Origin of the sequence: Peribacillus sp. Aquil_B1, assembly GCF_022603275.1 — a bacterium.
GTDB lineage: Bacteria > Bacillota > Bacilli > Bacillales > DSM-1321 > Peribacillus.
The window spans coordinates 1,520,069-1,532,219 of record NZ_JAKXEE010000001.1 but is presented as its reverse complement, the minus strand read 5'-3'; the positions used below and the strand labels follow the sequence as shown (position 1 = coordinate 1,532,219).

The window sequence follows — 12,151 nt, the reverse complement described above, 5'->3', positions numbered from 1 at the left end:
CCCCCTCATTTGTGTCTTCTATTATATTCAACATCCCAACCATCTGTCCCCTCTAAAAACGGATGCATCCATTAAATTTCTTACCTCAAAAAAAGAGCCCAACTGAAGCTTCCGTTGGACTCGATATCATTCCTCATATTAATTTTTTTATATCCTCTTCCATTTCCAGAGGTTTTGTTTTAGGTGCATACCTGCTGATGATATTTCCATTTCGGTCAATCAAGAACTTTGTAAAATTCCATTTTATTGATTTGGATCCCATCACTCCTGGAGCATTTTCAGTCAAATAGCTGAATAAGGGATGGGCTTCCTTTCCTTTTACATTCACTTTTGCAAACATCGGGAATGTTACACCATGATTCAATTTGCAGTATGAATCGATTTCCAGATCATCACCAGGCTCCTGATTCAAAAACTGATTACATGGAAAACCAAGTACGACAACCCCATCCTCTTTATATTGCACATACAGGCTTTGCAAATCATCATACTGTGGCGAAAAACCGCATTTGCTTGCTGTATTCACTATGATCATCACTTTCCCTCTATATTCCTCAAGCGAGATGGTTTCGCCATTAATTTTTTTGACTTCAAATTCGTAAATGGACATATATGATCTCTCCCTTTAGTATGATGATTCATTTTACCGTATTTAAAGGTACGTTTACCAACTTTTATCCTTTGCCATCATCCAGGAATCTTCACGGCTTGGATGGATTGAATCAAATACTCTACCATGTCTTCCAAATCATCCATTTGCTCTTCTTTTACAAGCCTCCCAAATGATACTTTATATATAGATGAAGTAACGGGTTGCATTTTTTTACTGACCGTATCGCTGGTCGTCACCGTTATGATTCTTTGATCTCCCCAAATTTTTTCCAGGTCGTTCAACAATTGTTCAGCATTCACTTCATCAAGCTTTTTGGGAAATGAAATGAAAATATTGACCGTGCAGCCCGTATGCGTATCATCTATATCTGCATCGAGTAACTCCGAACTTAGGTTCTTGAGTGAAGCGTGTAACTCGATGGCACCGCTAATCGAAATAGGCGCCATTGTTTTTTTCATTTCCATCTCAACCTTATATGATCTGGACATGGTTGAGAGATTCACTATATCATCACGGTTTATGACCAATATATCTCCAATGAAGTCACGATCGTAAACCGCTCCTTCCAATACCACTTTCATGTTCTCAAATGCTGTAGGATCAAACAATCTCCAAACACCTCTCCGACTTATAAGTTTATGTATTCATGATCTTCCCATTTTACCATTCCCGGGCCATTTCCTTCGGGATTTTCAAGAAATTATTAAAATAGCTTTTCTATTCAATAATTTTCTATATAATTAAAATATTATGATTTTTGAAGAAGGAGGCTAATCATGCCAATCAGAATTCCGGAACAACTGCCAGCAAAGGAAATTTTAGAACAGGAAAATATCTTCGTTATGGATGAGGAAAGAGCTACCAATCAGGAAATCCGTCCATTGAATATATTAATTTTAAACTTAATGCCAGAGAAAGAAAAAACGGAGGCCCAATTACTGCGCTTTCTTGGCAATACTCCCATTCAAGTAAATATTTCATTCCTGCGCTTGAGCACACATGAATCAAAAAACACAAGTAAATTTCATTTAGATCAATTTTACAAATCATTTAATGAAATTCGCACGAAGAAATTTGACGGCTTGATCATTACAGGTGCTCCAGTAGAAAAGCTGGAATTTTCAGACGTTAATTATTGGGAAGAACTGCAGAATATCATGAATTGGTCAAGCGAAAATGTCACATCCACCCTACATATCTGTTGGGGGGCACAAGCTGCCCTGTACCATCATTATGGAATAGGCAAACACGAACTTCCAGAGAAATGCTTCGGCGTATACACCCATGAGGTCCTTGAACCGAATGAAAATCTAGTCCGTGGATTCGATGATTATTTTATGGCCCCTCATTCACGCCATACGGATATTGATTATCAAAAATTAGTTAACCATCCTGAATTGAAGGTTCTCGCGCAGTCCGATCAAGCTGGTGTATTGATCGCTGCTTCAGTTGATGGAAAAAGGATCATGGTTACGGGCCATTTCGAGTATGATGCCGATACCCTAGGTGAAGAATACAGGCGCGATAGGGAGCGTGGGATCAATACGCAGCTCCCTGAAAATTACTTTCCAGATGACGATCCGACCAGGATACCACTTCACCGCTGGAAAAGCCATTGCAGCTTGATGTTCTCGAATTGGCTGAACTATTATGTCTACCAATCAACTCCATATGAGTGGGATTGAAAGGGTAAGAAAAAAGAAGCTTACACTTTTAAATGAATCGTTTTCTTGGGCAGCCACTTCCGATTATCATGGGAAACAACCTGAGTTTCTGACTCAGGTTGTTCGTCTCATGATTCTTTATTAGCAAAGTATACCTCTTCAAAAGGTTGGACGACCACAAATCCTTGACCCTCGAATTTCATTTGGACGGATTCACCGCTTCCCCTTCCAAAAAACGATTTCAATGAAACATCCGTTACGAATTCAGGCTGCAATTCCCCTGACCAAGCTACCGTGGCATTCGGGTCCGTATAGACCGGATTCCCAGGTTCCACCATTAAAGTAAGCGGCTCATAATGAGAAGTGAATGCGACCATGCCTTTCCCCTCGAGCCTTACGTTGAACAATCCCCCTGCCAATAAACCGGCAATGCGCCGCATCATTTTTATATCCCATGAAATGCCCGGCTCAAATGCAAGTAAGTCATTTCCGTTAACACAGATCGATTCACCATTTAACTGTAAAATAGAAATCTTCTTCCCTTGATCCGCGACGTATAGCTTGCCGCTTCCGGTCGCTTTCATTAAGGATGCACCCTCACCAGTTAAGGCTTTTTTAAAGAGTTTACCAAGACCATGCTCCAAGATGCCTTCCCGCTCGAATTTTATATGACCGCGATAAGAAACCATCGTCCCCATTTTTGCCCAGATTTGCTTTTCCAAATTAATCTCCAGGATTCGTTCCGTTTCAAGTTCGAATAATCCTTGCCCTTTTTCCTGCTGCTTCGTCTTTTCAACGAATTGATCGATTTGATACTTCTCCATCACTGACTCACCTCTTTTTGCATGAGGAACAGCCACATGAACGAGACAGCTTGCTTTAATTCCTTTGAAAAATGTCCCAGCTTTGTGTAGTCCACCCCTCTCTTGGCAACGCCGGTATCCGCCACTGCCTTCCATCCCGTTTCTAAAGCCATTTTTTCAAATTCCCAAGGCTGCATTGTATTCATGATGACTTGGTCTCCTAATAGCCGTTGAAAACTGAATTTTTTTCGTGGTTCAGCTGTTGGACCAAGTATTCCAAAACAGGCATAACCGCCAGGCTTTATGACCCGTTGGATTTCCTTCATCACCGTTAATGGCTCACCCGTATATTCCAATGAATTAATGACCATTGCTCCATCCATTTCTTCATCTTTGAATGGAAGATTATAAAAATCTCCTTGCAGGAAAGAAAGTCCTGGTTGTTGAACGGTTTTTCCCTTAGCAAATTCAATCATTACATTGGATAAATCAACTCCGGTTACTTCATATCCCGCTTCGGACAATTTTAAGGATCCAACTCCATCTCCACAGCCTATGTCAGCCACCTTCACTCCCAAAGGTACAAATTCAGAAAAGAAAGGTATAATATTTTTCCGGCTCCCCGTTTCCCACATTTCTTGCGAATTCTTCACCCACATTGGTGCAAAAACATCCCATTCCTTTTTCGACTCTTTATGCCATGTATGTATATTCATCAGAAATTCACCCTCCTATTTAACCCCTAATTAAATGAGTTCCTGTAAAATATTTACCCGAATCAAAATACCGGGGCTTCCCTATAGCTATTCTGCTCTTAATTCAAAAATCCTCTTTTAAAACGTCTCCCGCTAAGTGATCTTCAAATACAAAAAAAAACTGCCAGAGGCAGCTTATTTTGAATTTTCTTCATTTCTTTTTTGTATCTTTCGTAAATCCCCGACACGATCAGGAGCTTCTTCAAAGAATTCAACCAGGTCGCCAATCCTATCGATGGCATTCCAACTAAGGTGGTGTTCAATCCCCTCTACATCATGATAAATATTTTCTTCCTTGACCCCAATCAACCTCAGCATCTGTTCTAAAAGTTCATGACGGTATACGAGCCTTTTACCAACTTTTTTCCCATTTGCAGTTAAAACGAGACCCCGGTACTTTTCATATATCAAATATTTTTCCTGATCCAGTTTTTGTACCATTTTTGTAACAGAAGATGGGTGGACGGAAAGATTTTCGGCAATATCGGAAACTCTTGCATATCCTTTTTCTTCAATAAGTAAATAAATTTGTTCTATGTAATCCTCCATGCTCGGTGTAGGCATTCGGAATCCTCCCATTCAAACGCATATCTAAAAATTTTACTATATAAACGACCCCGAAACAAGAAGATATAAGTCTCAGGGCGCCTTTAATGATGTTTCTTCTCAAGTTTGCTTGACGTTTTGTTCTGTTGGGAATGTAAAACTGATTTTCTTTTCAGAATCGGACCACGATAAAATGGCATCAAAGGTTTTTTCGCCTTTTTTAAAACCGCTTATCAAATCCGTTTCACCGCTCGCCAACAGCTTTTTTATATTTGCTTGACTGATTTTCTTATTAAGGATTTTTTTGGAGATCGTGAAGTTACACTTTGTTTTTTGATAATTTACACATCCATAGAATTCCCCTTTATCGACTATCTTAGAACCGCATAGTTTACAGCTGCCCACAGATGCCGAGCTTCTTTTTTTAGGGCCGCTCCGTTGAATCGACTCGGTGTCCAGCCCTTGAAAATCCCAGCTTTCCGATGATTCCACGGCATCACTGATGATTTTTGCTGACATCTTTTTAACTGCTTCCATAAAGCCGCCAGCTGAAGCTTTTCCTTCACCGATTTCCCTTAAACGCTGTTCCCATTTGGCTGTCATTTCAGGTGAAGCCAGAATCTTCTCCCCGATGGCAGTAATCAGTACTTTCCCTTTATCTGTCGCAAAAACCTGATTTTTTTTGACATTGATGTATTTACGGTCTTTGAGCATGGTAATGATGCCAGCCCGAGTTGCTTCGGTCCCGAGACCCTCGGTTTTCATCAGCACTTTTTCTAATTCTTCATTATCCAGATGCTTTCCGGCCGTTTTCATCAAAGTGATCAGCTGACCTTCTGTATAACGCTTAGGAGGCTGGGTTTTTCCTTCTTTCACCTTTATATTGGCGACCTTTCCAGTATCCCCTTTGGAAACGGACGGCAAAATGATATCATCATCATCCTTGTCATTTTGGAAAATCACTTTGCGCCATCCCTCTTGAATTTGCTGCTTGCCTTTAGAAATGAATTCCGCACGCTTATCGACAAGCGTTTTAATGGTGGTGTAATCGAAAATGGCTTTCTCATAATGGGCCGCAATCAACCGGCGTACCACCAAGTCGTATATATTCCGTTCTTCGGCGGAAAGCCGCTTCGGATCGGTTACCTGCTCCGTCGGGATAATTGCATAGTGATCAGTCACTTTTTTTTCATTTACAAACCTTTTATTATTCATGATGTTCGGTTGCGGCAAAGGAAACAGGGATTCATATTCTGAAAATCCGCTTAGTTTTTGCAAGATATCGGGAAATGTTTCGGCTTCTCCTTCCGTTACATAATTGGAATCCGAACGTGGATAAGAAACGATTCCTTTTTGATATAAACTTTGTACGATATCAAGCGTCTGTTTCGGTGAGTATTTATAAATCTTGTTCACTGTCGCTTGCAATGACGATAGATTAAATAACAATGGCGGCTGAAATTCTTTTCTTTCAGTATCCATTTCAGCTATTTCAGCTTCCTTACCCTTGCAAAAGGCGGCAATTTTATCAGCCATTTCTTTTGTCTTTATTCTCGGATCATTGTTCTGCTGCCATTTTCCCTGATATTTCTTTCCATCCATCTTGAAGTCAGCGAACACTTCCCAGAATGGCTCAGACTTGAATTGCTCAATTTCCATTTCCCGCTTCACTATCAAAGCAAGAGTCGGAGTCTGAACCCTTCCAGCTGAAAACACATCCGAAACGCCCCTTTGTTTCAATAAAATACTATACGCTCTCGACGCATTCATTCCCACAACCCAGTCCGCGCAAGCTCTCGTATACGCTTCATAATAGAGCGGCCTGGTTTTTTCCTCACTCTTAAGATTTTGGAATCCCTCATAAATCGCTTTAGGGGTCAAAGAGGAAATCCATAAACGTTTCATCGGTTTATTGACATTGCATAGATTAACGATATTGCGTACAATCAATTCTCCTTCACGACCGGCATCACCTGCATGAATGATTTCATCGACTTCCGGTTTCCTAAGCAAGGTCTTCACAACATTGAATTGCTTTGCCTTTTGTCGGGTCACTTCATATTGAAATTTCTCAGGAATCATCGGCAACGTTTCCATCGACCATTTTTTCCATTTTGAATGATAGGTTTCCGGTGAAACAAGTTGACATAAATGCCCGACGGCCCAAGTTACATAAGCTCCATCGGGAAAAACTTCATTCGGCATGATTTCTATATAGCCTTGCTGTTTCTTCGTTTTAAATTGAGCCGCTAGCGTTGAACCTTGATCTGGTTTCTCCGCAATGATTAGCTTCATGATCATCTTCACCTAATCCGTTACAAAATATCTTTCCCCTATCATTATACCTTAATTATCACAATCGGCTAGATATGACTTTGTTTTTACTGAACGGATAGTAGAAAGCATGAATAAAAGAATGAGCAGCATAAAGATATTTGATTGGTAATCTAAAAGGTGCTAGTTTTAAACTTTTAGCTGAAGACAATAGTGCATCTTTAGAAAAATTATTCTTGGATTCCCCTTTTTCACATATTAAAATGGCCGAAAAATCAAATTGATTTTCGGCCATTCTTATTCCTTTCTTTGGAGGGAACTTTCCAGCTTTGTTCATTATATGTATTGTGCTAAAGCACCTGTTAAAAAAAGAATCAACTGTAGCTTTGAAATAAAGATTGATCAAAAGGTCCTCCTGAACCCTCATATTCGTAAATAAATACAATCCATTTTGAAAAGAGATTGATCAAAATGGGTTCTTTCCAGTGATTTAGTATACAATTTTTATAAAATAGTTGATTATTTTTATAGTGATCATTATAGAACTAAGGCATCTGTTACTTTAAGTACAATACTTCACAATCTCATCGTACTATGAAACAACCTCAAATTTCAGGGTGTTTCGTTTTACTATGATATATTCACCTGTTGATTTATTCATTACTTGAGACACTTCCTTCGTATGCGTTATCTCAAACCAATCATTTTGTATATCCACCAGTAATTTTACTTCCACATCTCTTTCCCCATATTTTAAACCACTATAAGATAATTTTTTCATCGTAATCATCCCTTTCTTCATGAATAATATTCGTCTATGAGACATAAGACATATTCTTCTTATTATATTATCCTGCACCGTTAGTTCTATAATAAATAAGGCTCGCTGCACCGATACCCGTTCTTTCACTATCGCCCCCATTAGTTGAAGAAGGACGATCACCATTTATGTGGAAATCGTCCTTTTTTATTTCCTGCTTAACAGTATCGTTGTACTGTGCAGCTGGAAAGTGGTTCTTCTTAAAGATAAGCGCCCTACAGACCAAAAAGAGATAGTGGGTTAATCCTTTACAGCTTCCTTGCATATTTCACTAACTAGCTGCCATAACGCGTTGTTTTCTTTATTTTTCGGTCCAAGCCTATTACAATTTTCATATTGAGGCTTTGAATTCCTTTATTTTTTGCATTAAACCCTAATAAATTTTTCAGAGGTTACTAATTACTATGTCGTTTGTTAACTTCAATTGTAATGAACTCCGGCAAATAGCTGGAAGTACATCCTTTTGCCACTATTTCATCTTTGTAAAGACCCGTTTTCTCACCAAGTTTAATACAACGAGCACGATTCTTTTCATCATAAACGCCTATCCAGCCTGCGGTGAAATTCATAGCCCATTGAACTTCCGGTTCTTCCTGCGTAATATTAGCTTCTAATGCAGATAGCAAGTATGCGGTGTTATCAGGCGGTGTTTGTCCAGTCCATCTCAATCGCCCTTGATAATACCAGAAAGCTCGCCTTTGAAGAGCAGAAGGACTATTTTCCCATGACTCCATCAATGCAATTTTCTTCTTGTCTTTGGTTAGCTGATTAGCCATTAACCAATCCATTAAGTTATTTCGCTCATCAAAAGAGTGAGTCTGCATATCATTATCAAGCATATTTAGCACATCTTGTGAAAGAAGTTTTTTGTCCATAATTAAGATTGCCAATAGTCTGGGCAAAAACTCTTCGGTTGACCAAAGTTCCATAGCTAGTTCGTGATCTTTTTTAATGTCCTTCGCGATTTTTCGTAAGTCGCCTAGCTTAGTTTTACTATTGATCTGAGATAGAATGTTTTCTGCTTTACCTTCTATTTCTGTACCTTTATTTTCATTCATTTTATACACCTCCTTTATTAAAGCACTGTTTCATAATGTCCTTGACGGGATATATCAAGAACTTAATTTCGTTATAAGTCTTATTGCAGTTGTGTGCCTCCAAAGTTAATATTGTAGTATATATCGTATTAAAGCTTTCTCCACCTATAATAGAAGAGAAACCATCTTTAATATAATAATAACATTTACTTCCTTTTAATTGGATACGAAAAGAGCATTCCTTTTTTAAAGAAACGCTACCCTTTAGTTTAACAAGCATTTATATCAAATCATGGTATTTAAAAATAAAAAGCCCTAAAATTGCTCTGAAGGGCTTACTCTCAATCACTGTTATTGACAATATAATATCTCTTGCCTTGTTTATTTTATAACAATTCTAGTGTTCGGTGTATGTAATGTTTCTAAAAGATTAATCAGTTTTATTTAACTTTCTCTAATAATTACCATCTATATTTAACTAACCTGCCCCGTTACTTGAATAAGAAAAAGGCTTCACTCCATAATGAAGTAAAGCACCCGTTAGTTGAAGTGTACTATTTCACAAATTTGATCCTATCACACTTCATTTATTACAGGAATGCTGCCCTATCCGTTATATAAGATCTGTCAGTAAATGTTTCTGGTTAATTTAAACCGTCTAAAAAGGGGGGGTGCTTATTGATGCATTCCTGAATAAAAGGTCGTTTGTTGATATGCTATTTCACTATCCGTTTTATTTTCAAAGCTATGGTAGACATTAGCAGCGTAACGTATTCCATCCCCATAGAAAGAGTGAAATTTTGTTTACCAACTGTTATTTCAACTTCGCCTTTAATTACTGTTATAAATTCCTCAATCCCTTCACTATGCGGTTTTGATTCATGTTTTATGCCAGGATCCAATTCAATTCATTTTAGTTTCCTTAATAGCTCATCTTTCATCACTCTTTTGCAACTTGTGAAATAGCATTTTATCAGAATTATCTTTCTTAAATAACTGAATCCGTTCCCTTCGCTACAATAAAGTCAATGAAATATCGACTTGTTATCGGTAAAATACTTTTCTCTTTAAAAGCTATACTTATAGTTCGCATTACTTGAGGTTCAATCGATTTTGTCACAATATTATATTGTAAACGTTCTAATATTAATGAAGGCAAAATTGAGAGACCTAGTCCCTGCTCAATCATGGACATGATGGCATAATCATCTTGTACACGATATTCGATTTTCGGTTCAAATAGGTGTCGGTGAAATACATTAAGAGGTTCACTAACAGCCCCTTCATCTAATAGGATATAAGGCTCCTCTAATAATTCCTGTAATAGGACTTTATCACGCATTGCCAAATGATGATTTGATGGTAAACACGCAAGCATTTCATCTTGTTGAATAGGAATCATTTCGAGTTGTGTCACTGCATCCGGATTCACAAAGCCAAAATCTACTACCCCATCTTTAATTAAGTTTTCAATATCCGTATAATCACCTAAGTTAATTTCAAATTGGACATTAGGATACAGTATTTTAAATTCCTTCATCCATTGTGGTAACCAGTGGCATGCCACACTCGAAAATGTTCCAATTCGAATAGTCCCTCGTTCTAACCCTTGCATTTCCTTTTTCTTTTCATGCAATTCTCTATTTGCATTACAAATACTTTTAATAAACGGTAAATATTGCTCTCCATCTGGTGTCAGTGTTACTCCTGTCCGTGAACGAATGATAAGCTGCGTTTCCAAGTCAGCTTCTACTGTATGAACAAGCTGGCTGACAGCTGATTGCGTATAACCAAGTTGTTTTGCTGCACTTGTAAAACTACCCGTATCAAGTACCGCAAGAAGTGCGAAATATGCATTCATGTTTAATCACCTCTATATTAGTAAATCTAATAGTTTTATTAAAAACATTCGTTTCCCTAATAACAAAAGGGATGCTACGATTATACCACTTATATAGAGAGGGAGATTAACATGACACAAAAACAAGCTAATATTCTATTAGTCTTCGTTACAATGGGTTGGGGTTCATCTTATATATTTACGAAGTTCAGCATAGGTGAAGTTCAGCCATTTATGCTTGTCGCATTTCGATTTATTATTGCATTCATTGTAATGGCTCTATTGTTTTTTCAAAAAATACGGCATGTCCATCGGCAAACGATCCAAGCGAGTGCAGTTTTAGGTATTATATTATGTGGTGTGTTTGCTACATTTGGCTTTGCAATGCAAACCACCAGTGCCTCAACAGCTGGCTTTTTAATTACGACCACCGTTATTTTCGTTCCTTTGATTATGATTGTCATTAAAAGGAAATTACCAGTACGCAAAGTTATGTTGGGCACTCTCATTACGTTCACAGGACTCACAATGCTTTCATTGAAAGATTCATTCACTTTTGAAATCGGGATACTTTACTGTTTATTAACAGCCTTCTTATATGCCATCCATATTGTAGCGAATAATTATTTTGCACGAACGGTAGATGCCTTTCAGCTTGGAATTTTTCAGCTCGGGTTTACGGGGATACTGGGGCTAATTGCATCATTACTTTTTGAGCCATTTTCATGGCCGATAGGTGCTGTTAGTTGGGCAGCCATTGTCAGTTTAGCAATCATTTGCTCTGCTTTTGGATTTGTCGTTCAATCAATAGCGCAAAACTACACTACACCAGAAAATACTGGCTTTATCTTTTCGTTAGAACCCATTACTGCCGCAATTTTTGCCTTTCTATTCCTTGGTGAAAAGATGGTCATGCAAGAATATATTGGTGCAACGATTATTTTAATCGGAATTTTTGTTGCCAATCATACTCCGAAGAAAAGGATAGTATATGGTATGAATTAAACATCTCAATAAATAAGAGATAGTTGAATACGGTTAGTAAACTAATTCTGTGTAAAATTAAGTAACCTTCAATCAGAATTTGAGATAGAAGGTTACTAATTGTGCTTCTGTTAATAAATTTCTTTTAATAACATCCCTTACGAAAAACGTTTAGCAATTGGTTTTACAAGGAGACAAAGGACATGTAGCTTTTCTTATATACATTGAATTTACCCCTTATGAAAATATAATGATCAAATATATATTCCATTTAATTACAAATAATCCCCTTCTTATTCAACTAAACTGCCCCTATAGTGCCATAAGATAAGAGCTGCCTTAAAGACAGCTCCGATCTTCAGCTAACGTACCTTGTTAGCTGAAGAACTAGGATATTTCAGTTTTTCTTTTGTAAGAAGACAGAATCCCAAAACCAATAAATAGCAGCAGCTGCAAAACTAAAACCGTAATATATTTGGGTTTTAACTAAATATGTAGGTTCAACTCTAAATAACATTACATTAAATAAAAATACTGCCACAAAAGAAAGTACCGTGTAAATTAAAAGATAAAACACATTAAATTTTCTCGGGCGTTTATTAATTATAATTTGCAATGGTACTGCAAAAAGTAAATAAGGTATAACAACATAAAAAGAATAAATAATAACAGGCAATAACTACAACCAAGAGGGTTCTCCACTAAATACAATTATAAAAACAGAAAAAGAGATACAAGACAAGAATAGACTAAAAAAATAATAAGGTATTACATCGCTAATTTCCGATACTTTTTCACTTAATTTCCAAATCTCC

General features: G+C 37.5%; 13 protein-coding genes. 2 read left to right on the top strand and 11 right to left on the bottom strand.

Annotated elements, in window-relative coordinates; translation table 11 throughout:
- Nucleotides 1–133: 133 nt before the first annotated feature.
- On the bottom strand, nucleotides 134–610 hold the full coding sequence (locus MPH60_RS07715) for a glutathione peroxidase (protein WP_241590352.1): 477 nt from the start codon (nucleotides 608–610) through the stop codon (nucleotides 134–136).
- 77 nt (nucleotides 611–687) lie between these two features.
- The gene (locus tag MPH60_RS07710; RefSeq protein ID WP_241590351.1) at nucleotides 688–1,221 is read right to left on the bottom strand and encodes a hypothetical protein; all 534 of its coding nucleotides are present in this window, start codon (nucleotides 1,219–1,221) and stop codon (nucleotides 688–690) included.
- A gap of 168 nt (nucleotides 1,222–1,389) precedes the next feature.
- Between MPH60_RS07710 and metA the strand changes: the two genes are divergently transcribed.
- Nucleotides 1,390–2,298, top strand: a complete 909-nt coding sequence (gene metA, locus MPH60_RS07705) for a homoserine O-acetyltransferase MetA (protein ID WP_241590350.1) — start codon at nucleotides 1,390–1,392, stop codon at nucleotides 2,296–2,298.
- A gap of 107 nt (nucleotides 2,299–2,405) precedes the next feature.
- Here metA and MPH60_RS07700 read toward each other — a convergent pair whose 3' ends face one another.
- The 8 genes from MPH60_RS07700 to MPH60_RS07665 form a co-directional block, all read right to left on the bottom strand.
- Nucleotides 2,406–3,101, bottom strand: coding sequence for an AIM24 family protein (locus MPH60_RS07700; protein ID WP_241590349.1), 696 nt, complete (start codon nucleotides 3,099–3,101; stop codon nucleotides 2,406–2,408).
- On the bottom strand, nucleotides 3,101–3,796 hold the full coding sequence (locus MPH60_RS07695) for a class I SAM-dependent methyltransferase (protein ID WP_241590348.1): 696 nt from the start codon (nucleotides 3,794–3,796) through the stop codon (nucleotides 3,101–3,103). Before MPH60_RS07695 ends, MPH60_RS07700 begins: the two co-directional genes overlap by 1 nt.
- Nucleotides 3,797–3,970: 174 nt before the next feature.
- Nucleotides 3,971–4,399, bottom strand: coding sequence for a transcriptional regulator MntR (gene mntR, locus MPH60_RS07690; RefSeq protein ID WP_241590347.1), 429 nt, complete (start codon nucleotides 4,397–4,399; stop codon nucleotides 3,971–3,973).
- Nucleotides 4,400–4,501: 102 nt separating this feature from the next.
- Complete coding sequence (locus MPH60_RS07685; protein WP_241590346.1) at nucleotides 4,502–6,676, bottom strand: DNA topoisomerase III; 2,175 nt, start codon at nucleotides 6,674–6,676, stop codon at nucleotides 4,502–4,504.
- A gap of 58 nt (nucleotides 6,677–6,734) precedes the next feature.
- The gene (locus MPH60_RS07680; protein ID WP_241590345.1) at nucleotides 6,735–7,061 is read right to left on the bottom strand and encodes a hypothetical protein; all 327 of its coding nucleotides are present in this window, start codon (nucleotides 7,059–7,061) and stop codon (nucleotides 6,735–6,737) included.
- 186 nt (nucleotides 7,062–7,247) lie between these two features.
- Nucleotides 7,248–7,436 carry a hypothetical protein gene (locus tag MPH60_RS07675; RefSeq protein WP_241590344.1) on the bottom strand — a complete coding sequence of 63 codons (189 nt, stop codon included), beginning with the start codon at nucleotides 7,434–7,436 and terminating at the stop codon, nucleotides 7,248–7,250.
- A gap of 434 nt (nucleotides 7,437–7,870) precedes the next feature.
- On the bottom strand, nucleotides 7,871–8,533 hold the full coding sequence (locus MPH60_RS07670; protein ID WP_241615812.1) for a DNA alkylation repair protein: 663 nt from the start codon (nucleotides 8,531–8,533) through the stop codon (nucleotides 7,871–7,873).
- A gap of 967 nt (nucleotides 8,534–9,500) precedes the next feature.
- The gene (locus MPH60_RS07665; protein ID WP_241590342.1) at nucleotides 9,501–10,373 is read right to left on the bottom strand and encodes a LysR family transcriptional regulator; all 873 of its coding nucleotides are present in this window, start codon (nucleotides 10,371–10,373) and stop codon (nucleotides 9,501–9,503) included.
- A gap of 111 nt (nucleotides 10,374–10,484) precedes the next feature.
- On the opposite strand from MPH60_RS07665, the gene MPH60_RS07660 reads away from it, so the two are divergent.
- Nucleotides 10,485–11,357, top strand: coding sequence for a DMT family transporter (locus MPH60_RS07660; protein ID WP_241590341.1), 873 nt, complete (start codon nucleotides 10,485–10,487; stop codon nucleotides 11,355–11,357).
- A gap of 376 nt (nucleotides 11,358–11,733) precedes the next feature.
- Here MPH60_RS07660 and MPH60_RS27950 read toward each other — a convergent pair whose 3' ends face one another.
- Nucleotides 11,734–12,012 carry a UPF0715 family protein gene (locus MPH60_RS27950; RefSeq protein ID WP_405389577.1) on the bottom strand — a complete coding sequence of 93 codons (279 nt, stop codon included), beginning with the start codon at nucleotides 12,010–12,012 and terminating at the stop codon, nucleotides 11,734–11,736.
- Between the last annotated feature and the right edge of the window lie 139 nt (nucleotides 12,013–12,151).

What these genes read in the sequence shown, in the direction of transcription:
- MPH60_RS07670 (WP_241615812.1), bottom strand. Translation starts at nt 8,533, where the DNA reads ATGAATGAAAATAAAGGTACAGAAATAGAAGGTAAAGCAGAAAACATT.
- mntR (WP_241590347.1), bottom strand. Translation starts at nt 4,399, where the DNA reads ATGCCTACACCGAGCATGGAGGATTACATAGAACAAATTTATTTACTT.
- MPH60_RS07715 (WP_241590352.1), bottom strand. Translation starts at nt 610, where the DNA reads ATGTCCATTTACGAATTTGAAGTCAAAAAAATTAATGGCGAAACCATC.
- MPH60_RS07685 (WP_241590346.1), bottom strand. Translation starts at nt 6,676, where the DNA reads ATGAAGCTAATCATTGCGGAGAAACCAGATCAAGGTTCAACGCTAGCG.
- metA (WP_241590350.1), top strand. Translation starts at nt 1,390, where the DNA reads ATGCCAATCAGAATTCCGGAACAACTGCCAGCAAAGGAAATTTTAGAA.
- MPH60_RS07660 (WP_241590341.1), top strand. Translation starts at nt 10,485, where the DNA reads ATGACACAAAAACAAGCTAATATTCTATTAGTCTTCGTTACAATGGGT.
- MPH60_RS07695 (WP_241590348.1), bottom strand. Translation starts at nt 3,796, where the DNA reads ATGAATATACATACATGGCATAAAGAGTCGAAAAAGGAATGGGATGTT.
- MPH60_RS07665 (WP_241590342.1), bottom strand. Translation starts at nt 10,373, where the DNA reads ATGAATGCATATTTCGCACTTCTTGCGGTACTTGATACGGGTAGTTTT.
- MPH60_RS07700 (WP_241590349.1), bottom strand. Translation starts at nt 3,101, where the DNA reads ATGGAGAAGTATCAAATCGATCAATTCGTTGAAAAGACGAAGCAGCAG.
- MPH60_RS07675 (WP_241590344.1), bottom strand. Translation starts at nt 7,436, where the DNA reads ATGAAAAAATTATCTTATAGTGGTTTAAAATATGGGGAAAGAGATGTG.